The organism is Pseudomonas bharatica CSV86, from assembly GCF_000319305.2.
GTDB lineage: Bacteria > Pseudomonadota > Gammaproteobacteria > Pseudomonadales > Pseudomonadaceae > Aquipseudomonas > Aquipseudomonas bharatica.
This window is the reverse complement of sequence record NZ_AMWJ02000001.1, coordinates 486,778-510,761: the sequence shown is the minus strand read 5'-3', so window position 1 is coordinate 510,761 and position 23,984 is coordinate 486,778. Positions and strand designations below refer to the sequence as shown.

General features: G+C 65.7%; 23 protein-coding genes and 1 pseudogene. 12 read left to right on the top strand and 12 right to left on the bottom strand.

Features of this window, described 5'->3' with window-relative positions; all coding sequences use genetic code 11:
• The first annotated feature begins 114 nt into the window (after positions 1-114).
• The 3 genes from CSV86_RS02360 (at position 115) to CSV86_RS02350 (ending at position 5,384) form a co-directional block, all read left to right on the top strand.
• Positions 115-2,544: a penicillin acylase family protein gene (locus CSV86_RS02360; RefSeq protein WP_009394437.1), complete on the top strand. Its 2,430-nt coding sequence runs from the start codon at positions 115-117 to the stop codon at positions 2,542-2,544.
• 165 nt (positions 2,545-2,709) lie between these two features.
• Complete coding sequence (locus CSV86_RS02355; RefSeq protein WP_009394436.1) at positions 2,710-3,729, top strand: ligase-associated DNA damage response exonuclease; 1,020 nt, start codon at positions 2,710-2,712, stop codon at positions 3,727-3,729.
• On the top strand, positions 3,726-5,384 hold the full coding sequence (locus CSV86_RS02350; RefSeq protein WP_009394435.1) for an ATP-dependent DNA ligase: 1,659 nt from the start codon (positions 3,726-3,728) through the stop codon (positions 5,382-5,384). Before CSV86_RS02355 ends, CSV86_RS02350 begins: the two co-directional genes overlap by 4 nt.
• 139 nt (positions 5,385-5,523) lie before the next feature.
• Here CSV86_RS02350 and CSV86_RS02345 read toward each other — a convergent pair whose 3' ends face one another.
• From CSV86_RS02345 to CSV86_RS02300, 10 genes are all read right to left on the bottom strand, one after another.
• Positions 5,524-6,981, bottom strand: coding sequence for an MFS transporter (locus tag CSV86_RS02345; protein ID WP_100228073.1), 1,458 nt, complete (start codon positions 6,979-6,981; stop codon positions 5,524-5,526).
• Complete coding sequence (locus CSV86_RS02340) at positions 6,878-7,366, bottom strand: prephenate dehydrogenase dimerization domain-containing protein (protein WP_170394322.1); 489 nt, start codon at positions 7,364-7,366, stop codon at positions 6,878-6,880. The genes CSV86_RS02345 and CSV86_RS02340 overlap by 104 nt, the downstream gene beginning before the upstream one ends.
• Positions 7,367-7,373: 7 nt before the next feature.
• Entirely contained in the window at positions 7,374-7,865 is a 492-nt protein-coding gene (locus CSV86_RS02335; RefSeq protein ID WP_170394320.1) for a hypothetical protein, read from the bottom strand.
• A gap of 3 nt (positions 7,866-7,868) precedes the next feature.
• The gene (pabB, locus tag CSV86_RS02330; RefSeq protein ID WP_009394430.1) at positions 7,869-9,878 is read right to left on the bottom strand and encodes an aminodeoxychorismate synthase component I; all 2,010 of its coding nucleotides are present in this window, start codon (positions 9,876-9,878) and stop codon (positions 7,869-7,871) included.
• Positions 9,866-10,246, bottom strand: a complete 381-nt coding sequence (locus tag CSV86_RS02325) for a chorismate mutase (RefSeq protein ID WP_009394429.1) — start codon at positions 10,244-10,246, stop codon at positions 9,866-9,868. The genes pabB and CSV86_RS02325 overlap by 13 nt, the downstream gene beginning before the upstream one ends.
• Positions 10,247-10,263: 17 nt before the next feature.
• The gene (locus tag CSV86_RS02320; RefSeq protein ID WP_009394428.1) at positions 10,264-11,544 is read right to left on the bottom strand and encodes an aminotransferase class I/II-fold pyridoxal phosphate-dependent enzyme; all 1,281 of its coding nucleotides are present in this window, start codon (positions 11,542-11,544) and stop codon (positions 10,264-10,266) included.
• Entirely contained in the window at positions 11,541-12,386 is an 846-nt protein-coding gene (locus CSV86_RS02315) for a N5-glutamine methyltransferase family protein (RefSeq protein ID WP_009394427.1), read from the bottom strand. The genes CSV86_RS02320 and CSV86_RS02315 overlap by 4 nt, the downstream gene beginning before the upstream one ends.
• Positions 12,383-13,813, bottom strand: a complete 1,431-nt coding sequence (locus CSV86_RS02310; RefSeq protein ID WP_009394426.1) for an NAD(P)/FAD-dependent oxidoreductase — start codon at positions 13,811-13,813, stop codon at positions 12,383-12,385. Before CSV86_RS02310 ends, CSV86_RS02315 begins: the two co-directional genes overlap by 4 nt.
• Before the next feature lie 367 nt (positions 13,814-14,180).
• On the bottom strand, positions 14,181-14,501 hold the full coding sequence (locus tag CSV86_RS02305; RefSeq protein WP_170394318.1) for a LuxR family transcriptional regulator: 321 nt from the start codon (positions 14,499-14,501) through the stop codon (positions 14,181-14,183).
• Positions 14,444-14,842, bottom strand: a complete 399-nt coding sequence (locus CSV86_RS02300) for an autoinducer binding domain-containing protein (RefSeq protein WP_170394316.1) — start codon at positions 14,840-14,842, stop codon at positions 14,444-14,446. The genes CSV86_RS02305 and CSV86_RS02300 overlap by 58 nt, the downstream gene beginning before the upstream one ends.
• Positions 14,843-15,183: 341 nt before the next feature.
• On the opposite strand from CSV86_RS02300, the gene CSV86_RS02295 reads away from it, so the two are divergent.
• The 8 genes and pseudogenes from CSV86_RS02295 (at position 15,184) to pdeM (ending at position 22,530) form a co-directional block, all read left to right on the top strand.
• Complete coding sequence (locus CSV86_RS02295; RefSeq protein ID WP_009396467.1) at positions 15,184-15,966, top strand: transporter substrate-binding domain-containing protein; 783 nt, start codon at positions 15,184-15,186, stop codon at positions 15,964-15,966.
• A 64-nt stretch (positions 15,967-16,030) separates the two neighbouring features.
• Complete coding sequence (locus CSV86_RS02290) at positions 16,031-16,759, top strand: ABC transporter permease (RefSeq protein WP_009396468.1); 729 nt, start codon at positions 16,031-16,033, stop codon at positions 16,757-16,759.
• The gene (locus tag CSV86_RS02285; RefSeq protein ID WP_009396469.1) at positions 16,756-17,466 is read left to right on the top strand and encodes an ABC transporter permease; all 711 of its coding nucleotides are present in this window, start codon (positions 16,756-16,758) and stop codon (positions 17,464-17,466) included. The genes CSV86_RS02290 and CSV86_RS02285 overlap by 4 nt, the downstream gene beginning before the upstream one ends.
• 12 nt (positions 17,467-17,478) lie before the next feature.
• On the top strand, positions 17,479-18,594 hold the full coding sequence (locus tag CSV86_RS02280; protein ID WP_009396470.1) for a succinylglutamate desuccinylase/aspartoacylase family protein: 1,116 nt from the start codon (positions 17,479-17,481) through the stop codon (positions 18,592-18,594).
• 9 nt (positions 18,595-18,603) lie between these two features.
• Positions 18,604-19,076 (top strand): annotated as a pseudogene (locus tag CSV86_RS33215) (ATP-binding cassette domain-containing protein); the annotation flags it as partial.
• 33 nt (positions 19,077-19,109) lie between these two features.
• Entirely contained in the window at positions 19,110-19,367 is a 258-nt protein-coding gene (locus CSV86_RS33210) for an ATP-binding cassette domain-containing protein (RefSeq protein ID WP_376699758.1), read from the top strand.
• A 54-nt stretch (positions 19,368-19,421) separates the two neighbouring features.
• Positions 19,422-21,887: a ligase-associated DNA damage response DEXH box helicase gene (locus CSV86_RS02270; protein ID WP_009396473.1), complete on the top strand. Its 2,466-nt coding sequence runs from the start codon at positions 19,422-19,424 to the stop codon at positions 21,885-21,887.
• Complete coding sequence (gene pdeM / locus CSV86_RS02265; protein WP_009396476.1) at positions 21,871-22,530, top strand: ligase-associated DNA damage response endonuclease PdeM; 660 nt, start codon at positions 21,871-21,873, stop codon at positions 22,528-22,530. Before CSV86_RS02270 ends, pdeM begins: the two co-directional genes overlap by 17 nt.
• 2 nt (positions 22,531-22,532) lie before the next feature.
• Here the strand turns inward: pdeM and CSV86_RS02260 are convergent, their stop codons facing one another.
• Together CSV86_RS02260 and dcd are read right to left on the bottom strand one after the other, a co-directional pair.
• Positions 22,533-22,757 carry a hypothetical protein gene (locus CSV86_RS02260; protein WP_009396477.1) on the bottom strand — a complete coding sequence of 75 codons (225 nt, stop codon included), beginning with the start codon at positions 22,755-22,757 and terminating at the stop codon, positions 22,533-22,535.
• An 84-nt stretch (positions 22,758-22,841) separates the two neighbouring features.
• A complete protein-coding gene (dcd, locus tag CSV86_RS02255; protein WP_009396478.1) occupies positions 22,842-23,408 on the bottom strand; it encodes a dCTP deaminase in 567 nt (188 codons plus the stop codon).
• A 335-nt stretch (positions 23,409-23,743) separates the two neighbouring features.
• On the opposite strand from dcd, the gene CSV86_RS02250 reads away from it, so the two are divergent.
• Entirely contained in the window at positions 23,744-23,953 is a 210-nt protein-coding gene (locus CSV86_RS02250) for a cold-shock protein (RefSeq protein WP_009396490.1), read from the top strand.
• Positions 23,954-23,984 lie beyond the last annotated feature (31 nt).

The following is a 23,984-nucleotide window of genomic DNA, read 5'->3' as shown; positions in this document are numbered from 1 at the left end:
GCCGGCGCGCGGCTTTGCAAATAAAGCCCGCGCCCCTGCTTGCATGGCGCTGGCGCGCTCACTAACGTAGCGCCTTTCGCCGCCAGCCTTCCCCTTGCATGCAGGAGCTTCGCCATGGCCTCGCCAGCCTTTCCCCTTTCACGTCTGCGCTTCGGCGTCGCTGCGGCCGCGCTCGGCCTGCTAAGCCTCGGCGGTTGCCAGATGGGCAATGTCCGCGACAGCGTGCCGCCCAGCGTCGGCGTGCAACCGCTCAAGGGCCTGGCGAACAACGTGTCGGTACGGCGCAGCGCCCAGGGCCTGCCGCTGATCGAAAGCAGCTCCTTCCATGACGCCCTGTTCAGCCTCGGCTATGTGCATGCCTCGGACCGCATCGGGCAGATGCTGGCCATGCGCCTGCTGGCCCAGGGACGCCTGGCCGAGATGGCCGGCGCCGACGCCCTGGATGCCGATCGCTTCATGCGCGCGGCAAACCTGCGGCAGAGCGCCAGCCAGCTCTACGCCGACGCCTCGCCACGGGTGAAGCGCTTCTTCGAGGTGTATGCCCGGGGCGTCAACGCCTACCTGTTCCGTTACCGCGAAAAACTGCCTTCGCCGATTGCCGACTATCGCCCGGAATACTGGAAGGCCGAGGACTCGGCGCTGGTCTTCGCCCTGTACAGCTTCAGCCAGTCGGTGAACCTGCAGGAAGAACTGGCGGCCCTGACCCTGGCGCAGAAAGTCGGCGCCGACAAACTGGCATGGCTACTGCCGACCTACCCGGACGAACCGCTGGCCGAGGCCGAGGCAGACAAGCTCAAGGGCCTCAACCTCGCCAGCCAGTTGCCCGGCCTGGCCTCGGTGAGCGCCGTCAGTGCGCAACTGGCCGCCTTCAATGTGCTCGGCAGCGGCAATTCAGCCAACTGGGCCATCGCCCCGCAGCGCAGCCGCAGCGGCAAGAGCCTGCTGGCCGCCGACAGCCAGGGCGCCTGGGTGCTGAGCCCGGTGCAGATTCGCACCGGCAAGTACCAGGCCGCCGGCTTCACCCTGCCGGGCCTGCCGTTCGTGCTCTCCGGTTTCAACGGCGCGCTGGCCTGGAGCAGCAGTGCGGTAATGGGCGACAACCAGGACCTGTACCTGGAGAAACTGCGTCGCAGCGGCAACCAATTGAGCTACGAAGTGGACGGCCGCTGGCAGCCGGCGCGCGCGCGCAACGAGACCTACATCATCAAGGGCCGCAGCCCGCTGCGCGAGGTCATCTACGAAACCGGCCACGGCACGCTGCTCACGGGCGCCCAGGGCGGCCTTGGCCTGGCCCTGAAAATGCCCGACCTCAAGGGCGATCGCAGCCTCGATGCGCTGTTCGACCTGAGCCGCGCGCGCAATGTCGAGCGGGCCTCCGAAGCCAGCCGCGAGATCGGTGCGGCGGCGTTGAACATGATCTTCGCCGACGCCAGCAACATTGGCTGGCAGGTCACCGGACGCTATCCGAACCGTCGCGAAGGCCAAGGCCTGGTGCCGTCGCCGGGCTGGGAAAGCCGCTACGACTGGGACGGTTACGCCGACCCGATGCTGCACCCCTACGACCAGGACCCGATGCAGGGCTGGCTCGGTACCGCCAACCAGCGCAGCGCCCCCAAGGGCTACGGCATGCAGTTGTCCAGCAGTTGGTCCTATCCGGAGCGGGCCGAGCGCCTGGCGCAACTGGCCGGCAATGGCAAGCATGACGGTCGCAGCCTGATCGCCATGCAGAACGACCAGATCACGCTGTTCGCCGCCAGGCTCAAGGCGATGTTCGAAGCCCCGGGCATGGCCCAGCCGCTGAAAAAGGCCATCGAGGCCCTGCCGCCGGAGCACAAGGCCAGGGCCCGCGAGGCCTATACCCGGTTGATGGCTTTCGATGGACGTCTTAGCCAGACCTCTACCGATGCCGCGATCTACGAGCTGTTCCTGCAGGAAAGCACCAAGGCCATCTTCCTCGACGAACTGGGCCCGGAGTCGGGCCCGGCCTGGCAGGCGTTCGTCAGCACCGCGCGATCCTCCTACTCGGCGCAGGCCGATCACCTGCTGGGCCGGGACGACAGCCCGTTCTGGGATGACCGCAACACCCCGGCAAAAGAAGACAAACCGACGATCCTGGCCCGCAGCCTTGCCGCGGCGATCAGTGAAGGCGAACGGCAGATGGGCGCGGACCGCCGTACCTGGCAATGGGGACGCCTGCACCAGTACCAATGGCCGACGGCGAACCTGCTCGGCATTGGCGACAACATCGAGCGTCGGGCCCAGGCAACCGGCGGCGACCACAGCACGCTGAATCCGTCGGGGTATGCCTGGGGCCAGGACTTCAAGGCCTCGTTGCCTTCGTCGATACGCATGGTGGTGGACTTCGGCCAGGCCGAGCCGTTGCAGGTACTGACCAGCGCCGGGCAATCGGGGAACCCGGCAAGCCCGCAATTCAACGGGCTGGACGGCTGGTTCCGCGGGCAGTACCAGAGCGTGCCGTTGCAGGGGCAGAACCATGAGCGGGTGTTTGGCAGCAAGCGGCTGACGCTGGTGCCTGGCAAGTGACCTCGAGGTCCTCATCGCTGGCAAGCCAGCTCCCACGGGAATCGCGTCTGTGGGAGCTGGCTTGTCGGATCGCCGCACCGCAGCGATAGGCCCTCAAAAACAAAGAACTTCCCAAGCCGGTCACCGCTCTATCGATACAAGCCCACCCACTCCGGCCCCACGCCCATGGACCTTGTCATCGCCCGCCCCGAAGGCCTCTACTGCCCACCCGGCGACTTCTACATCGACCCCTGGCGCCCGGTAGACCGCGCGGTCATCACCCATGGCCACGGCGACCATTCCCGCCCCGGCAACCAGCATTACCTCTGCGCCGAACCCGGTGCCGGCATCCTGCGTAGCCGGCTCGGCGCAGACATCAACCTGCAGACCCTGCCCTACGGCCAGACGCTGCTGCACCATGGCGTCACCCTCAGCTTCCACCCTGCCGGCCATGTCCTCGGCTCGGCCCAGGTGCGCCTGGAATACCAGGGCGAGGTCTGGGTCGCGTCGGGCGACTACAAGGTCGAGCCCGACGGCACCTGCGCGCCGTTCGAGCCGGTGCGCTGCCATACCTTCATCACCGAATCCACCTTCGGCCTGCCCATCTACCGCTGGCAACCCCAGCAGGAGATCTTCGAGCAGATCAACGCCTGGTGGCGCGACAACCAGGCCAAGGGCAAGGCCAGCGTGCTGTTTTCCTACGCGTTCGGCAAAGCCCAGCGCATTCTTCACGGGATCGACGCCAGTATTGGCCCGATCCTCGCACATGGCGCGGTGGAGCCGCTGAACCGCGTCTACCGCGAGGCCGGGGTGTACATCCCGGAAACCCGCTATGCCGGCGATATCCCACGCAACGACCCGTTGCTGCGCCAGGCCCTGATCATCGCCCCGCCGTCCGCCGGCGGAAGCAGCTGGATGCGCCGCTTCGGCGACTACAGCGATGCCTTCGCCAGCGGCTGGATGCGCTTGCGCGGCACGCGGCGGCGGCGCGGGGTGGATCGCGGCTTCGTGCTTTCGGACCATGCCGACTGGCCCGGCCTGCTCTGGGCCATCGGGCAGACCGGCGCCGAGCGGGTGATGGTCACCCACGGTTCGGTGCAGGTGCTGGTGCGCTACCTCAAGGAGCAAGGCCTCGATGCCCGGGGCTTCGTCACCGAGTACGGTGAGGAAGACGATGCCAGCACCAGTGGCGAGGCCGAAGCATGAAGGCCTTCGCCGAGCTGTACCTGCGCCTCGACGCCACGACCTCCAGCAACGCCAAGCTGCAAGCGTTGCAGGACTACTTCACCCAGGCCCCGGCCGAGGATGCCGCCTGGGCGGTGTACTTCCTTTCCGGGGGACGCCCTCGGCAGCTGGTGCCGACCCGCCTGCTGCGCGAGCTGGCCGTGCGCCTGTCGGACCTGCCCGAGTGGTTGTTCGAAGAGAGCTACCAGGCGGTGGGTGACCTGGCCGAGACCTTCTCCCTGCTGCTGCCGGAGAGCGAGCACAGCAGCGATGCCGGGCTGGCGTACTGGGTCGAGGAACAACTGCTGCCCCTGCGTGGCCTGGCGCCCAATGACCTGGCCGAACGCCTGCCGCCCCTGTGGGCGCAACTGGACCGCAACAGCCTGCTGGTGTGCATGAAACTGATCACCGGCAGCTTCCGGGTGGGCGTGTCGAAACTGCTGGTGACCCGTGCCCTGGCACAACTGGCCGACCTGGATGCCAAGCAGGTTGCCCAACGCCTGGTCGGCTATACCGACCTGCGCCACAGCCCCACACCCGAGGGCTACCTGGCCCTGATCGCCCCGCCCAGCGCCGAGGAACATGCGCAGCGCGGTGGCCAGCCCTACCCGTTCTTCCTGGCCCATGCCCTGCAACAGCCGGTGGAGCAGTTCGACGCCCTGCTCGGCCCGGTCGGCGACTGGCAAGCGGAATGGAAGTGGGACGGTATTCGCGCGCAACTGGTCAAGCGCGACGGGCAACTGTGGATCTGGTCGCGCGGCGAGGAACTGGTCACCGAGCGCTTTCCCGAACTCCATGCCATCGCCACCTGCCTGGCGGACGGCACGGTGCTCGACGGCGAGATCGTGGTGTGGAAGCCCGACACGCGCACCGATGCCATCGCCGTACAGCCCTTCGCCCTGTTGCAGCAGCGTATCGGACGCAAAACCCTGGGCAAGAAACTGCTGGCCGATGCACCGGTGGCCTTGCTGGCCTACGACCTGCTGGAGTGGCAGGGCGAGGACTGGCGCAACCGGCCGCAGTACCAGCGGCGCCAACAACTGGAACAGGTGGTCGGCAATTGCGCGGCATCGGTATTGCAACTGTCGCCGGTACTGACCGCCAGTGACTGGAATGATCTGGCCCGACAACGCGAAACATCACGTAGCCTGGGGGTCGAGGGGCTGATGCTCAAGGCCCGGGAATCGCTCTACGGCGTGGGACGGACCAAGGACATGGGCGTGTGGTGGAAGTGGAAGATCGATCCCTTCACCGTGGACGCGGTGCTGATCTATGCGCAGCGCGGACATGGCCGGCGCGCCAGCCTGTACAGCGACTACACCTTTGCCGTCTGGGATGCGCCGGCGGGCTCGCCGGAACGCAGCCTGGTGCCCTTTGCCAAGGCCTACTCCGGGCTGAGCGATGCCGAAATGCGCAGCGTCGATGCGCTGATCCGCAAGACCACCATCGAAACCTTCGGCCCGGTACGCAGCGTGACGCCGAGCATGGTCTTCGAACTGGCCTTCGAAGGCATTGCCCTGTCGAAACGGCACAAGAGCGGGATTGCAGTACGCTTCCCGCGGATGCTGCGCTGGCGGCAGGACAAGCCGGTGGAGGAAGCGGATGACCTGGCGACGTTGCAGGGGTTGCTCAGTTGACCCGGGTCTTGTGGTGGTGCTGATGGCCTAATCGCTGGCAAGCCAGCTCCCACAAGGTTCTGCACCATTCTTGAGGGCAGCGGTGAACCTGTGGGAGCTGGCTTGCCAGCGATGAGGCCATGAGCATCGACAACACCCCTTACCTGACCCGCAATCCCCGCATCACCACCAACGCAAAGGCCACGACCACCACCGCCACCACCCCGCTGGTCACCATCACCCCTTCCCGGAACGCCAGCCCCGCCGCCGGCGCCAGCCCGTCCACGGCATAAGCCTCGGCCAGCGTTGCCGCAGAAACCCCATCAGGCACCACCAGCGACAGCCGATACACCGCTGCCACCGCCCCGCCAATCAAGGTGGTCCCCAGCACCACCCCGACCTCATACGCCGTCTCGCTCACCGACGAAGCACTCCCTGCGCGGTCCGCCGGCACGCTGCCCAGCACCAGGTCATTGGACACACTGGTGATCGCCGCCACGCTGACGTTCAGCAAAAGGAAGGCAATGCCCAGGCTCAGCACCGTGGCCTCCACCAGCGCCATCAGCGCAAAGGCCGCCGCCGCGCCAAGCAGGCACAAGGCAATCAGGCGATTCGGCACCACCCGCTGCGCGACCGGCACCACCGCCATCCCGGCCATGATCGCCAGCGCCTGCCCCGGCACCAGCACCAGGCAGGCCGCCAGCGGCGACAAGCCGAACACCAGTTGCAGCAACTGGGTAGCAAAAAAGATGAAACCGATCAGCAAGCCGAGGCTGACCAGGTTGACCAGGATCGACACGCTGAACGCCGGTCGGCGAAACAGCCGCAGGTCGAGCAGCGGCTGGTCCAGTCGCAGTTGCCGGCGCACGAACAGCAGCCCCCAGGCCGCGCCTGCGAGCAGGCAGAGCACCGCCTGGGCATCGAGGCCCGTGGCCGCGGCATGCTTGAGGCCGAGCATGATCCCGGTCATGGCAGCGAGGCTGAGCAGGATGCTGGCCAGGTCGATGGCGCCCCCGGCCTGCCGCTCGGTCTCCTTGATCGAGGGTGCCAGCAGCAATACCGGCAACAGGAACGGCAAGGCCACCAGAAACACCGAGGGCCAGCCGAAGAACTGCAATAGCACTCCGCCCAGCAGCGGCCCCAGCGCCGAGCCGAGGGTCAGGCAGGTGGCCCAGACTGCCACGGCGACCCGCCGTTCTTCACGCTCGGGAAAGGCGCTGCTGATCAGGGCCAGGGTCGCTGGCAGGATCATCGCTCCAAAGACGCCAAGCAGCGCCCGACCCGCGATCAGTTGCCAAGACTGCTGGGACAGCGCCAGCAGCAAGGAAACCACGGCGAAACCGCCGCAGCCGATGAACAGCAGGCGCCGGTGGCCCAGCCGGTCACCACTGCTGCCCATGGTGACCAGCAACCCGGCCAGCACCAGCGAATAGGCGTCGATCATCCACAATTGCGCAGCGGCGCCAGGGTTCAGGTCTGCTGCAATCCGTGGCAGGGCAAAGTTGAGGATGGTGTTATCGATGGTCACCAGCAGGACCGGCAGCATGATCACCAGCAGTGCCGCTCCCTTGGCGCGATCCCGCATCATCGAGAACAGAGGGCTTGACGCTTCGTGCATCGGGTAACTCTCCCTGGTACAGGTTCAACAGATTGAAAAGCCGCGTGCAGGTACGGCTGTATCCGGCGGCCCCCGGACCGAACCAATGGCGCACCGCCTCAAGCTCGGCGGCGAAGGCATCCGCCGAGTCCTGGCGGCAAAACTGGTGCAGCAGATCCAGCCCGCCGGCGAGGTGCTCGCGCTGACGGGCGCCATGGCGGTTGTGACGCTGGATATCCCAGTAGGTCTGCGGCGGGTTGTGCAGGATGCGCGCGGCCAGCGCGAGCAACGCCTGCATCGGCGGCGGAGCCAGTTCGGCCAGCAGCCCGGGATCACACTCGCTGCGTTGCAGGGCAAAGGCAAAGGCCATGACCGCCGCATGGGGCAGGGTCTGGCACACCGCCATGGTCCGGTCATGTTCCTCGGGCCCAGATGCCGCACGCGCATGCCCTGCGCGGTGAGCAAGGTGGCGAAGCGCGCCCCGGCCGCGCCGGGTTCGCGTTCGCACAACACCACCGGGCGGCCGCGGCAATCCAGGGTCGGCGAGAACATCGGGTTGATCCCCAGCGACGGCACACCCGGCAGCAACCTTGCGGCACATTCCTGGAACGGTTGCTGCACCGAACAGGTATTGACCAGCAGGCGCAGCGCCGGCATCGCCCCCCACAGCGCTCCAGCACCTGCAAGGCGACCTCCTCGGGCAGGGCCAGGACCAGGGCAGTGGTGGCCTCGAGCAGTTCGGGCGCCTGCTCCGGCAGGTCGAGGGCGTCCATCACCCGCTGGTCGAAGGCGCGTCCGGCAGGCTCCCGGTCGATGATCAGTGGTGCATGGCCGGCATCGGCCAGCAGCCCGGCAATAAAGCGTCCGACGATGCCGGCTCCACCGACGACCAGATAGTTGTCCAAGGTTCACCTCCTGAGGCTGTGGAACGGCACGCTCGCCTTTACCAGCGTCTCGCGCATTTCTTCGGCCGGGTCCGAGGCGGCGACTATGGCGCCGCCGATACCGAAGCTGGCGGTGCCATCCTTGAGCACGGCGGTGCGGATGACAATGCTCAGGTCGGTGTAGCCGTCCATGCCGATCCAGCCCAGGGCACCGGAATACACGCCGCGCGCCGAGGACTCCAGGCGATCGATAATCTGCATGGTCCGGCGTTTCGGCGCACCGGTCATGGAGCCTCCGGGAAAGCAGGCGCGAATGGCCGCGAACGGCGCGATACCTGCGCGCAACTGGCCTTCGACGGTGGACACCAGTTGATGCACCGACGAGTAGCTCTCGATGGCGAAAGCCCGCGGTACCTTGACCGAACCGGGTACGCAGATGCCGTTGAGGTCGTGCCGGACCAGATCGACGATCATCAGGTTTTCCGCGCGATCCTTGGCCGAGTCGGCCAGCTCCTGGCGCAGCGACTGGTCGATCTCGGTATTGCAGCCCCGCGGCCGGGTGCCCTTGATCGGCCTTGAAACGATGCGCCCGCTGCTGTCGATACGCAGGAAGGTTTCCGGCGAGGCACTGAGGATGGCGAAGTCACCGGTATCGATGAAGGCCCCGTAGGGCACCGGGCTGATCGCCCGCATGCGTTGGTAGGCCTTGAGCGGCGCGTCATCACAAGGCATGCGTGCGCGGTTGGTCAGGCAGATCTCGTAGGACTCGCCGTCAAAGATTTCACGCAGGCAGCGGTCGACCTTCTCCTGGTAGGTGGCGGCGCAGTCGGCCAGCCCCAGGGACGATTCGCACACCGGGCCCGGAAAGAACTGCGGAATGCGCGCCCGGCTGGTCTTGCCCGGCGGTTTCAGGGCGAGGCGTTCCCCCCAGAGATAACAGAGCCAGGCCTTGTTGCGCAGATGGTCGAACACCAGCAGGTTGCGCGGCAGATACAAGAGTGCGTCCGGCAGCTCGGAGACATGGATGTTGTCGGAACCGGTCAAGGCCTTGAGTTCGTAGCCCAGGTAACCCACCAGCCCACCGGTGAAGGGAAAGGGCGCCTGGGGTCGATCGGGCTGGCGCAACCGGGCCATGACCTGCCCCATCAACTCGAAGAAGTCGCCCCGCAGCAGGCTTCGCCCGTGCGGGCCCTGAATGCTCAGTTGACGGTTCTCCACGTCATAGCCGAACACCAGGGCCGAGGCCGGGTCGCAGGCGCCCATCAACGAGTAGCGGGCCTGGCCGCGGTCAGCCAGTTCGCTGTCGAGCCAGAACGCCGCGCCCTGTTCGCCGAACTGGCTGGCGAAGGCGTCCAGTGGTTCCGGCACCCGCGCCAGCGGCTGGAAATCGAACGCCAGGCGCTGCGGACCGCCCGCCTCTTGCAGGGCCCTGACGATATCAGCCTCGCGACGGTGGGCACGGCCCGCTGTCACCATGCCCGCGAAATTGCGCAGGATCTGCCGGCCATGCTCGGAGTCGATGGACTCGGGATGGAACTGCACACCCCAGATCGGTCGCTCGCGATGGGCCAGGCCCATGACCAGGCCACAATCGGAACGGGCGCTGACCTCCAGGCACTCCGGCACCCGGGTACAGACCAGCGAGTGGTAGCGCACCACTTCGAAATCCTGGACAAGCCCCGCGAACAGGCCCTGCCCGGTATGGCGGATGCGCGTGCGGTAGCCATGCACCGGCTGCGGCGCGTGCTCGACCTTGCCGCCAAAGTAGCAGTTGATGCCCTGGTGCCCGAGGCACACACCCAGCAAGGGAATACGCGCCCTCTCCAGCACTTCGCGACACACCCCGAAGTCCGCTTCGCGGGTCGGGTGCCCCGGCCCGGGCGACAGCACCACGGCGTCGAAGCGGGCCAGGTCGAGTTGCTCGAAACTGCAGGTATTGGGCAGCACCACCGGCTGTTCGCCACAGACCTCATAGAGGTACTGGGCGATGTTGTTGGTGAAGGAGTCGAAGTTGTCGATGATCAGCGTGCGCATGGTTCACGCCCCTCCGGCGACGCTTCGAGCACGGCCATGACCCGCCGCTCCTCGTCGCAGGTTTCCTCGATGATCAGTCGGAACAAACCATCCAGGTACTCGGGGCGCAACTTACGCGGACCGGACAGGGCGCGAACCTGATCGAGCGTCGAGTTCACGCGCAGCGGCTGCATTATCGCGATGCCGCGGGCCGACTTGACCCTGGCGATAAGCCGGCAGACCTGCATGCGCTCGGCGAGCAAGTCCACCAGCAGTTCGTTGATCCGGTCAAGTTGTTTGCGATAGGGCTGCAGCTCGGCGCTGGCATTGCCATTGCCATGGCCATGGCCATGGCCATGGCCATGGCCATCGCAAGTATCCAGGGACATGGGCGTTCCTCCGCGTTTCAGTGCTGGCTACTGGCCCGGCCGGTCTGCAGGTTGAGCTGCAGGTTGAGCTGGCGGGCCAGGCTATCGATCTGCTCGCTGCTGTGAGCCGCCGACACCGCGCAACGCAGCAGTGCACGACCGGTCTCGACGATCGGATAGAACACCGGGAACGCCACCATTCCCGAGGCTCGCAAGGCATTGGCGGCAAGGATGCCCTGGCGCTCGTCGTCGAACATCGCACCCCGGATCGGCGCACGCAGTCGGGCATTGAGCAGGGTTGGCCCGACCTGGTCGTCGAGGCGTTGCACATTGCTCCACAGCACCTGCTGCAAGGTACGGATTTCCGATGACAGGTGTATCTGCGCGGCGGCGACATTCACCGCCTGCAGCGGTACCGGGATGCTGTGCCCGAACACAAGCGGATTAGCCAGGGCGCGCAACTGCCCAGCATTCGCCCCGCGCTTGAGTACGATGAAGCCGCCGGCGCCACCGAAGGCCTTGCTAAGCGAGCCGGCGATCAAAGTGTTGCCCGGCAGTCGATGTCCGAGACTCTCGAAGGCGTAGCCGGCACCATAGCAACCGCTGATGGAAATACCGTGGGCGTCGTCGACGTAGAGGTAGCCGTGGTGGCGCTGCAGCCGCTCGCTAAGTTCGGCCACCGGCAGCAGGCCGGACATCGAGCCGACGCCGTCGATGAGCATGACCGGGGTCAGGCGCTCGCGTTCGCAGTGCACCAAGGCTTCTTCGAGGCCATCGGTGTCGGCGCTGTCGACCCGGCGCACCGGCCCGAACTGGGCAAGCAGGCCACGCAGCGCCTGCATCGAGGCATGGGCGGTGCGGTCCACCAGCCACATTACCCCGCGCTCGCGGACCAGGTAGCCGTCCATGCATCCGCTACCGAGCAGGGGCAGTACGCCAAGGTGGGCATTGCTGGTGGAACTGAACACGGTAACGCTGCAACCGCCATAGATTTCGCCGAGCAGGTGCTCCAACTGGCGCAAATACAGCGGGCTCATCGCCGAACGGCTAGCGGACAGGTGCACGCCGAAGCGCTCCAGCGCAACCTGGGCAGCCAGGATCAGGGCCGGATGGTTCTCCAGCCCCAGGTAGGAACAGGAGACGAATTCGGTGCAAATGCTGCCGTCCAGCAGGGTCAGTTGCTTGCCATTGCGCGCAATCACCTCGAAGCCGGTCAGGCCGTCGGCCGCGGCACTGTCGAGTGCATCGCTGGTGCGCTGGCGACGAATGTTCATCCAGTTTTCTTCGCTGCCGGCCGGCAGCGGGTCATGGTCGTTCATGGCGCTCTCCCTACGGTGAAAACGGAAGCTCCCGTCGCGTCGCTGAAGTCGTCGTCACGGCAATGGTGGATGGCCTGGAAACCATGGCGCTCCAGGGCAGCAGCGACCTCTCGGGACTGGGTTTCGCCGTGCTCGATCAGCACGACCCCGCCGGCACGCAACAGGCCGGCGGCACAGACGGCACTGGCGACGATCAGCTCGGCGCCCTGGCGGCGGGCATAAATGGTGCCCGGCGGATGATGCTCGCCCCATTCCGGCAGCAGTTCGGTGCCAGGCGGCACATAAGGCGGATTGCTCACCACCACGTCGACACGACCACGAGCCGTGGCGAAGGCCTCCGGGCGGGTGATATCGGCCGCCAGCACGCTGACTTCCCGCTGCGCATCGAGGCGACGGATGTTGCGTTGCAGATAGGTCCTGGCGGTGCTGTCGTTATCGACACAGACGGTCCGGGCAGCGGTCGCGGCCCAGATGGCCAGGCCGATGGCGCCGACACCGGCGCACAGGTCATAGACCGTGGAAGCGCAGGTCAAGGCCAGGTTGAGCTCGATCCAGCGGACCATGGCCAGGCTCTGCCGGCGCGGCACGAAGGTGCCGCTGCCGACCAGCAGGCGGCGCCCGCCGAAATCGGCGTAACCGAGGATATGCCCCAGCGGGATGCGTGCGCAGCGCTCGGCGATATCGTCGCGAAAGGCTTCCAGGCGCTGCGGGTCGAGGGCGCGGCCGCCCTTGAAATGCTTGTCGGTGATGGCCTGCAGATCGCCCTGCGGGTCCCACAGGCCCGCCTCGCTCAACTCGCGCAGGGCCAGGGACTGATGATGTTCGAACGCGCAAAGGATCATGACCAGGCCTCGTAGTAGGCGGCCAGACGCTGGTACATCGAGTGGTACAGCCAGGAGAAGGCCACCAGTTCCGGTGGCGGGGTGAAACGCGGGTGCAGCGAGGTGATCAGGCGCGTGTAGTTTTCGCTCATGCCCTGGTCCAGCAGCGGCATCCAGTAGGGCTTGATGTTCCAGCGGTACTCGTAGCCGGTGGCGAACATCTGCCGTACCGTCTCGGCCACCGTCTCGTCCCGCGGCAGTCCGGCAAGGGGTTCGCGGATCGGCGTGAAGCGGGACAGGTCGAGGCTGTTGTCCAGGCCCTCGATACGGTCGGCGATCCAGGTGGCCAGCAGCGGTGACTGGTGCAGGCCGTCGCGATAGGTGCCGGTGACCATCCACAGGCCGTCATAGTCGCAGGCGCCGATCAGCGGGAAGCCGTCGGCACTGACCGGACGGTTGCCAACCTGGATATCGACTATCGCGGCATCGTGCAGGTCGAGGTTGAGCTGGTCGACGGCGCAATCGAGGAGGAACTGCACGTCGGACACCTGGGCGTGGCTGCGCGGTTGCTCGGCAAGGATGTTGGTGGCGCCGATATAGAGCAGGTCGTCACCACGGGGAACGCAGTGCAGGCCGCAGGCGAAGGCGCGGTTGGGCGTGCGGATTACCGTTTGCGGTACCTGCCGCCCGGCAGGCAGGCGCAGAAGGATGGATACGCCGTAACCGGCGAACAGCGGCGGGATATGCCGGCGGATGTCCTCCAGGCCGTCGAACAGTTCCAGGGAATGCACGCCGGCGGCAACCACCACATGCCGGGCCGGCAGATGGCGGCCATCGTGCAGGGCCACACCCGTGGTGCTCCAGCCTTCGCTGAGGACCGCACGGGCATTGCCGTCGATGATCTCGCCGCCACAGCCGAGCAGCGCGGCGTCGAGTTTTTCCAGAAGCAGATGGGCGTCGATGGCGTTTTCGTCGGGGATCAGCAGGGCCTGCATCGGCCGCACCAGGTCGTTGGCCTTGATCCAGTCCAGCTCAGCGGGAAGCACCGGGGTGTAGAAGGTCTGGTAGTCGCGCAGCGCCTGTTCGATAGCGCCGAAGTTGACACTGTCGATCTCGGCCATGCCGGCCGAGTTGAGGATCACCTGGGTACCGCAGGCGCTGAGCAGGCCCGCCGGGTTGCCGCTGGCCCGGGCCAGGCGTTCGCACCAATGGGCCCAGAGGCCCTTGGCCTGGATATCCATGGCCAGTTTCAGGCGACCATGGTCACTGGCCAGAAGACCGCGGGTGACTTCGCCGAAACAGCCGTTCATGGCCCCGGCTGCCCGGGAAGCGGCAGTACGCCGGGCAGTCTCGCCGACCCGGCAGACGCTGAGTCCGCGGCTGGCCAGTTCGAAGGCAATGGACGCGCCGACAGCACCGCTGCCGACCACAACAACGTCGTGGATCATGGGTGTCTCCCGCGATGAGTGAAAGCAATAAAACAGGACGGCTGGCACTGTAGGAGTGCAGTGCCAGGAGACAGGCTGCCGGCTTGTCTCGAACCCGTCCGAATGTCCAGGGCGAGCGACGCGGACAAAGGGTGGGATTGTCCTTGCGTCGTTCACCGCTCGACAGCACGGCGAAGACACTAGGGGCATCGGCGCGGGGGACAACTACCGGAACAGGCAGGTGAAATCGTGTAGGAAAAGTCCCGTCGAATGGCGCCACGGCGCAGGTCGGCTCACTTTTTCATCGGGCCGGAATTGCGTTTTGCACCTGCGCATCCGCTTTAAACACTCGCCGGCACGACAGGTTGCCGGGCGACCGATGGCAGCCTCAGATCAGCCCGAGCGCGGCCGCCTGCGCCGCTGCCTGTACCCGGTTGGGCGAGTCGAACTTGCGCAGGATGCTCTTGATATGGAAGTTCACCGTGTGCTCGGACAGCTCGAGGATCGCGGCGATGCCCTTGGAGCATTTGCCATCGGCGATCCAGCGCAGGATCTCGGTTTCCCGGTCGCTGAGATGGAGGGTGCAGGGGCGGCCTTCGACACGTTCGAGGTGTTCGTCGAGCAGTTCCAGCAGGCTGCGCAGGTGCAGCTTCAGGGGCAGCAGCTCGCTGGCTTTGAGCGGGCCTTTCTGACGGGCGACGCAGAGCATGTGCCAGCTACCGTCGCGACCACGCTGGGTGAAGGTGGCTCCGCTGGCGAAGCCGAAGTCGCGCAGGCTCCCGGGGGCGTCGGCCTGGTCGTCCCAGAGCAGCAGGCCTGGGGCGGGAACTGATCCTGGTCGGCCAGCCAGGCGGCGGGATAGGTGCCGGTGAACTGCCCACGGGCCTGACTGAACGGCAAGGGGCGGCGGCGGCCCCAGGCGAAGCGCTGGAAATCCAGGGCGCGGGTCAGGCGCGCGGTTTCCTCGAACAGCTCGTCCGGGGTGTGGCAATCGTCGAAGCGGGCATTGGCTTCGAGCCACCAGTGCATGAAGTCGGGGGTGGGCCTCATTGGCGGGGGTCCTGTCCTTGATCTGGTGCTGCTGATGGCCCTATCGCCGGCAACGCCGGCTCCCACAGGGTGGTGCACGCGACCTGTGGGAGCCGGCGTTGCCGGCGATAGGGCAGCCGCCACACCATAGCATCCAGCCCCCCTGCACCGACAAACAGCCTCCCACTCCACCCCCAGCGCCAAAACAGGGCGGCGCCATGCATCCCCTGAATCCCCCAACCCCAACCCGGACAGCACTTTTGGAACGATGGTGCGGAAATTGCTATCACTGCGATGTCGGGCCGCGACCGGTAACGGTGCACGGCCATACCCAATATCCGCCGTTTCACAAGGACTACATGATGAAAAAAGCATGGCTGACGCTTTCCGCTGTTGCTCTGTGTCTGGCTGCCGGCAGTACCTTCGCCAAGGAATACAAAGAGCTGCGCTTCGGCGTCGATCCTTCCTATGCTCCGTTCGAGTCCAAGGCCGCCGACGGCAGCCTGGTGGGCTTCGATATCGACCTGGGCAACGCCATCTGCAAGGAGCTCAAGGTCACCTGCAAATGGGTCGAGAGCGATTTCGACGGCATGATCCCGGGTCTGAAGGCCAACAAGTTCGATGGCGTGATTTCGTCGATGACCGTCACCCCGGCACGGGAGAAGGCCATCGACTTCTCCGATGAACTATTCAGCGGCCCTACCGCGCTGGTCTACAAGAAAGGTTCCGGGCTGAGCGCCGATATCGCCTCGCTCAAGGGCAAGACCGTCGGCTACGAGCAAGGCACCATCCAGGAAGCCTACGCCAAGGCCGTACTGGACAAGGCCGGGGTCAAGACCCAGGCCTACCAGAACCAGGACCAGGTCTACGCAGACCTGCTTTCCGGCCGCCTCGACGCCTCGATCCAGGACATGCTGCAAGCCGAGCTGGGCTTCCTCAAGTCCGAGAAGGGTGCCGGCTATGAAGTGAGCAAACCGGTGGACAGCGAGCTGCTGCCGTCCAAGACCGCCATCGGCATCCGCAAAGGTAACACCGAGCTGAAGGCACTCCTGAACAAAGGTATCAAAGCGTTACACGATGACGGCACCTACGCCGAAATCCAGAAGAAGCACTTCGGTGACCTGAACCTCTACAGCGGCAAGTAACCGCCGAACCAGTGCCCGCCCCACAAGGGTGGGCACTTTTATTTCTGCCTCGGGGTTCGCCTCCATGCTCGACCAACTGCTCGCCCTTCTCGGGCTTTCCGCTTTCAGTCTGAAAGGTTTCGGCCCGCTGCTCTGGCAAGGCACCCTGATGACCGTGGAACTGGCCTTCATGTCCCTGCTGGTGGCGGTGGGCATCGGCCTGGTCGGCGCCAGCGCCAAGCTGTCGCCGATCCGCATGCTGCGCCTGCCGGCCCAGCTCTACACCACGTTGATCCGCGGCGTGCCGGACCTGGTGCTGATGCTGCTGATCTTCTACAGCCTGCAAACCTGGCTCACCAGCCTCACCGACTACCTGGAATGGGAGTACATCGAGATCGACCCGTTCGCCGCCGGGGTCATTACCCTGGGCTTCATCTACGGCGCCTATTTCACCGAGACATTCCGCGGCGCCATCCTTGCCGTGCCACGTGGCCAGGTCGAGGCCGCCACGGCCTATGGCCTCAAGCGCATGCAGCGCTTTCGCTTCGTGGTCTTCCCGCAAATGATGCGCTTCGCCCTGCCGGGCATCGGCAATAACTGGATGGTGATGCTCAAGGCCACCGCGCTGGTCTCGATCATTGGCCTCGCCGACCTGGTCAAGGCCGCCCAGGACGCCGGCAAGAGCACCTACCAGCTGTTCTTCTTCCTGGTCGTCGCAGCGCTCATCTACCTGGCCATCACCAGCGCTTCGAACCTGATCCTGCGCTGGCTGGAACGGCGCTATAACGTCGGCACCCGAGAGGCACTGCGATGATCGAACTGCTCCAGGAATACTGGCGGGCCTTCCTCTATACCGACGGCACCCATATCACCGGGCTGGCCATGACCATGTGGCTGCTCAGCGCCTCGCTGGCCATCGGCTTCCTCGTATCCATCCCGCTATCCATTGCCCGGGTTTCACGCAAGCTGTGGATACGCTGGCCGGTGCAGTTCTACACCTGGCTGTTCCGCGGCACACCGCTCTATATCCAATTGTTGATCTGCTACACCGGGATCTACAGCATCGCCGCAGTGCGCGAGCAACCGCTGCTGGATGCGTTTTTTCGCGACGCGATGAACTGCACCATCCTCGCCTTCGCCCTGAACACCTGCGCCTACACCACGGAAATCTTCGCCGGGGCGATCCGCAGCATGCACCATGGTGAAATCGAAGCCGCTCGCGCCTACGGCCTGCACGGTTGGAAACTCTATGCTTACATCATCATGCCGTCGGCACTTCGCCGGTCGCTGCCGTTCTACAGCAACGAGGTGATCCTGATGCTGCATTCGACCACGGTGGCCTTTACCGCGACCGTGCCGGATATCCTGAAGGTGGCGCGGGACGCCAACTCGGCGACATTCATGACCTTCCAGTCGTTCGGCATCGCGGCGCTGATATACCTGGGCGTCACCTTTACCCTGGTCGGCCTGTTCCGCCTCGCCGAACGGCGCTGGCTGGCCTTCCTCGGCCCTGCTCACTAGGACTGATTTTCCATGCACCACAAGACCCACGACCTGCTGGCCCCGGTTCCCGGCATCGCCCGGCAGATCCACAGCTTTCACTTCGGCCCCCGGGCCGGCGGCAAGATCTACATCCAGGCCTCGCTGCATGCCGACGAACTGCCCGGCATGCTGGTGGCCTGGCACCTTAAGCAACGCCTGGCCGAGCTTGAGGCGCGCGGCCTGCTGCGCAAGGAGATCGTCCTGGTCCCGGTAGCCAACCCGGTGGGCCTGGAGCAGGTGCTGATGGACGTCCCGTTGGGACGCTACGAACTGCAAAGCGGCGAGAACTTCAATCGGCGCTTCGTCGACCTCAGCGACCAGATCGGCGACCAGATCGAAGGCCACCTGAGCCAGGACCCGCGGCACAACATCGAGCTGATTCGCGAATGCCTGCGTCGCGGCCTCGACGCCCATCCGGCCAACACGCCGCTGCAATCCCAGCGCCTGACACTGCAACGCCTGGCCTGCGATGCCGACATGGTCCTCGACCTGCATTGCGACTTCGAGGCGGTGGAACACCTCTACACCACGCCGGAAGCCTGGGCCCAGGTCGAACCGCTGTCACGCTACCTCGGGGTGCAGGCCAGCCTGCTGGCTACCGATTCCGGCGGGCAGTCCTTCGACGAGTGCTTCACCCTGGTCTGGTGGCAATTGCAGCAACGCTTCGGCAAGCAGTTCCCGATCCCGATGGGCAGTTTTTCAGTGACCGTCGAGTTGCGCGGCCAGGGCGACGTCAGCCACCCGCTGGCAGAGGCCGACTGCACCGCGATTCTCGACTACCTGACCCGCTTCGGCGCTATCGAAGGCGAGCCGGCGCCACTGCCGCCGCTGCTTTACCCGGCCACGCCACTGGCGGCGGTGGAACCGGTGGCGACGCCACTGGGTGGCCTGCTGGTGTTCCACGTGACGCCCGGCCAGTACCTGGAAGCCGGACAATTGGTGGCCGAGGTGATCGACCCCCTCAACGACCGGGTCACCCCGGTACGCAACACCCAGGCCGGCCTGCTCTATGCCCGCTCGCTGCGACGCATGGCCACCGCCGGGATGGTCATCGCCCATGTCGCTGGCCGCGAGGCCTATCGCAGCGGCTACCTGCTGTCGCCTTGAGGAATCACTGTGTACAAACTGACCATCGAAGAGCTGCACAAGAGTTACGGCGAGCACAAGGTGCTCAAGGGCGTGTCCCTGAAGGCGAAGACCGGCGACGTGATCAGCCTGATCGGCGCCAGCGGCTCGGGCAAGAGCACCTTCCTGCGCTGCATCAATTTCCTCGAACAACCCGACGACGGGCGCATGACCCTGGATGGCAAGGACATCCGCATGGTCCACGACCGCCATGGCATGCACGTGGCCGATGCCGACGAGCTGCAACGGCTGCGTACCCGGCTGGCCATGGTGTTCCAGCATTTCAACCTGTGGAGCCACCTCAGCGTGCTGGAGAACATCTGCATGGCCCGCGCCGGGTACTGGGGATCGGCAAGCAGGAAGCCGAGGAACGGGCGCGGCGCTATCTGGACAAGGTCGGCCTGGCGCCACGGGTGGCCGACCAGTACCCGGCCTTCCTTTCCGGCGGCCAGCAACAGCGCGTGGCCATCGCCCGCGCCCTGGCGATGGAGCCGGAGGTGCTGCTGTTCGACGAGCCCACCTCGGCGCTCGACCCGGAACTGGTGGGCGAAGTGCTCAAGGTGATCCAGGGCCTGGCCGAGGAAGGCCGGACCATGATCATGGTTACCCACGAGATGGCCTTTGCCCGCCAGGTGTCCAGCCAGGTCATGTTCCTCCACCAGGGGCTGGTCGAGGAGCAAGGCGCCCCGGCGGATGTACTCGGCCAGCCGAAGAGCGAACGCCTGCAGCAGTTCCTGCGCGGCAACCTGAAATAAAACCAACCGGGGCGGCCGATGGTCTGTGAAAACATAGCCCTTGCCGAGCCGCCCATGCCCGCCACTCCTAACCTCGCCGATGCCTGGTTCGCTAACCGCGACTGGACCCCGTTCGCCTTTCAGCGGCAGGTCTGGGCGGCAGTGGGACGTGGCGAATCCGGCCTGCTGCACGCCAGCACCGGCGCAGGCAAGACCTATGCGGTATGGCTCGCAGCGCTGCGCGCCTTCGCTGGCCAGGGTTCGCCGGTCGCGCCCTTGCAGGTGCTGTGGATCACACCGATGCGCGCCCTTGCTGCCGACACGGCGCGAGCCCTGCAAGCGCCGCTGGACGACCTCGGACTGCCCTGGACCGTCGGCGTACGCAGCGGCGATACCGGCAGCGCGGAGCGTGCCCGCCAGGCCCGGCGCCTGCCCTCGGCCCTGATCACCACCCCGGAAAGCCTGACGCTGCTCCTGACCCGGGCCTCGGCGCAACGCGACTTCGCCAGCCTGCGCATGGTGGTCGTGGACGAATGGCACGAATTGCTCGGCAACAAGCGCGGCGTGCAACTGCAACTGGCACTGGCCCGCCTGCGCACCTGGCAGCCGGGCCTGGTGGTGTGGGGATTGTCGGCAACCCTGGGCAATCTCCAGCATGCCCTCGAGGTCTTGCTGCCCCAGGGCGGTCGCCTGGTCGAGGGGCGCCAGGACAAGCGCCTGCTGGTGGACAGCCTACTGCCCAAGGCGATCGAACGCTTTCCCTGGGCCGGGCATATGGGCCTGAGCCAGTTGCAGCAGGTCGCCGGCGAGATCGACGGTTGCCAGAGCTGCCTGGTCTTCACCAATACCCGCGCCCAGGCCGAGCGCTGGTACCAGGGTTTGCTGGAAGTACGGCCGGAATGGGCGGGGTTGATCGCCCTGCACCATGCCTCGCTGGCCCGCAGCACCCGTGACTGGGTCGAGCGCAGTCTCAAGGACGGCGGGCTGAAGGCGGTGGTCTGCACCTCCAGCCTCGATCTGGGGGTGGATTTCCTGCCGGTTGAGCGAGTGCTGCAAATTGGCTCGGCGAAGGGCGTGGCGCGGCTGATGCAGCGCGCCGGACGCTCCGGGCATGCTCCGGGACGGGCTTCGCGGATCACCCTGGTGCCGACCCACAGCCTGGAACTGGTGGAAGCCGCGGCGGCGCGCCAGGCCCTGGCGGCCGGGCAGGTCGAGGCGCGGCAATCGCCACGCCTGTGCCTGGATGTGCTGGTCCAGCATCTGGTGAGCATGGCACTGGGCGCCGGCTTTCGCCCCGAGGCGTTGCTGGAGGAGGTGCGCAGCACCTGGGCATTTCGCGACCTGCGCGACAGCCAATGGCAGTGGGCACTGGATTTCGTCCGGCATGGCGGCAGCTCGCTGAGCGCCTATCCCGATTATCAGCGGGTCGAGCCCGGCGAGGACGGCGTCTGGCGGGTGGTCAGCGAGCGCCTGGCCCGACGCCATCGCATGGGCATCGGCACCATCGTCAGCGACGCCAGCATCCAGCTCAGGTTCTGGAGCAAGGGCGGTGGCGGTGCCAGCCTGGGCAGCGTCGAGGAAGCCTTCATCGCCCGGCTGCGGCCGGACGACGCCTTTGTCTTCGCCGGCCGGGTGCTGGAACTGGTGCGGGTGGAGAACATGACTGCGTACGTTCGCCGCAGTAATTCGCGCAAGGCCGCGCTGGCGCGCTGGAATGGCGGGCGCATGCCGTTGTCCAGCGAGCTGGCCGACGCCCTGGTGGCGCAACTGGATGCCGCAGCCCATGGGCGCTTCATCGGTGCGGAAATGCAGGCGGTGCGCCCGCTGCTGGAGCTGCAACGCGAATGGTCGGCGCTGCCTACACGTGGCAGCCTGCTGGCCGAGACCTGGCATTCGCGGCAGGGCTGGCACCTGTTTCTGTATCCCTTCGCCGGGCGCATGGCCAATCTGGGCCTGGCCAGCCTGATCGCCTGGCGCGCCAGCAAGGAAACACCGCTGAGCGTATCGATCGCAGTGAATGACTACGGTTTCGAACTGCTTACACCCACCGTCGTGGACTGGGCAGCGCTGCTGCCCTCGGCGCTGAGCCCGGACAACCTGCTGGAAGACGTGCTCGCCAGCCTCAATGCCGGAGAAATGGCCCAGCGGCGTTTTCGCGAGATCGCGCAGATTTCCGGGCTGGTGTTCGGCGGATATCCGGCAGCGCAGAAGAGCACGCGGCAGATCCAGGCCTCCAGCGGGCTGTTCTTCGAGGTGTTCCGCCGTCATGACGCCGGCAACCTGCTGCTGGGCCAAGCCCGCGACGAGGTGCTGCGCGAGGAGCTGGAGATCGAGCGCCTGCAACGCCAATTGCTGAAGATGAACGAACTGCACCTGGACCTGCGCGACCTGCGGCGCCCCGGCCCACTGGCCTTTGCCCTGGTGGTCGAAGGCATGCGCGAGACCATGAGTACGGAAAAGCTGGCCGACCGCATCGCGCGCATGGTCGCCGACCTGGAACAAGCTGCCGACGGGAGGTCGCGCCGTGCCCGCTCACGTTGAGATCGAACTGCGTGGCGAACGCCTGTGGCTGCTGGCCGACCGCGCCTTGTACTGGCCGGCGCGCAAGGCATTGCTGGTGGCGGACGTGCATATCGGCAAGGCTGCCAGTTATCGCGCGCTGCACCAACCGGTGCCGCGAGGCACCACCGCCGCGACGCTGGAGCGCCTGGACGGGCTGCTCGACGCGTACGCCTGTGAACGAATGATAGTCCTGGGCGATTTCATCCATGCCCGCTCCGGGCGCGCACCGGCAACCCTCGCCCTGCTTAGGGCGTGGCGCGAGCGTCATGCGCAATTGCATATCCATCTGATCCGCGGCAACCACGACCGCCATGCTGGCGATCCGCCCCCAGAGCTGGGTGTGGAGGTGGTCGATGAACCTTGGTTGGTAGGTCCCTTCGCCCTGCAGCATGAACCGCTGGCACATCCGACACACACTGTGCTGGCCGGCCACGTGCATCCGGTATGGATATTGCGCGGCCGGGCGCGGCAGCGACTGCGCCTGCCCTGCTTCGTGATCGACGAGCAGGTCAGCCTGCTGCCAGCCTTCGGCGAGTTCACCGGCGGCTGGGAAGTAGACCTGCGCCCGCCAGCACGGCTGTATCTGGCGGGTGACGGCCAGGTCTGGGCGCTGGCGCGCTGAACTCAGGCTACCGGGGCGGGAGGCGGTTCATCGGGCAGGGTCGGTTCGCCGGGTTCCATGGGCGGCGTGTCGCCTGGCTGCGGCGGTTGCGGGGTGTCCGGGTCGGGTTGCCCGGGCACGCCACCGGCTTGCAGTGGCGGATGGGCGAGCAATGACCAGGCCAGCAGTCCGATCTGGTTGGGCTGCAGCAAGGCCAGCTTGGCGCTGATGGTCGGGTCGAGTTTCATTGGCTGCTCCTGACGAGACTATTCACCTCGTTGGAGTGCCGAAAGCCGGGGAATTCCCCCGGTTCGTCGGATAACAGCCTGGGATCAGGTACGGGGCAGGGTCACACCACGCTGGCCCTGGTACTTGCCGCCACGGTCTTTGTAGGACACTTCGCACTCTTCATCGGATTCGAGGAAAAGCATCTGCGCCACGCCCTCGTTGGCGTAGATCTTCGCCGGCAGGGTGGTGGTATTGGAGAACTCCAGGGTCACATGGCCTTCCCACTCCGGTTCCAGCGGGGTGACGTTGACGATGATGCCGCAGCGCGCATAGGTGCTCTTGCCCAGGCAGATGGTCAGGACGTTGCGTGGAATCCGGAAATACTCGACGGTACGGGCCAGGGCGAAGGAGTTCGGCGGGATGATGCAGACATCGCTCTTGATATCGACGAAGCTGCCGGCGTCGAAGTTCTTCGGATCGACGGTGGCCGAGTTGATGTTGGTGAACACCTTGAACTCGTCGGCGCAGCGCACATCGTAGCCATAGCTGGAGACACCGAAGGAGATCAGCTTGTCATTGCCGTCGTTGCGCACCTGGCGCTCGACGAACGGCTCGATCATGCCGTGTTCCTGCGCCATGCGGCGAATCCACTTGTCCGATTTGATGCTCATGGCGGGGTTCCTGAAATAGCGGGGTGAAAAAGGTGACGCGCATCTTACCGGGACGCGCGCGCGCTTCAAAGATTTAGCCTGCATCCGATTGCCGGACGGAGCCCGGCAGGCCACGAACGGCGCCGTCAGTCACGAATTGCGCAAAAGGCCCACGAGACCATTGGCACCTCGTGGAAAAAGGGTTATGGTGCCGCCACTGTGCTGCACGTTGTCACTGAGAATCTCTACTTGATGCAAGATTTCGATCGCCCATCCATGAATTTTCTGTCTTTTTGCACTCAGTCCCGGCCAGGGCGTTCCTGAGCCGTAATCAACTTTGTCCAAGGAGACAGACCATGTCCAATCGCCAAACCGGTACCGTCAAGTGGTTCAACGATGAGAAAGGCTTCGGCTTCATCACCCCACAATCCGGTGACGACCTGTTCGTACACTTCAAAGCCATCAAGGCTGACGGCTTCAAGAGCCTGAAAGAAGGCCAGCAGGTTTCCTTCGTCGCTACCCGCGGCCAGAAAGGCATGCAAGCTGAAGAAGTCGAAGTTATCTAACTTCTGCTGATTCGCTTTCATAGCGTTCAAA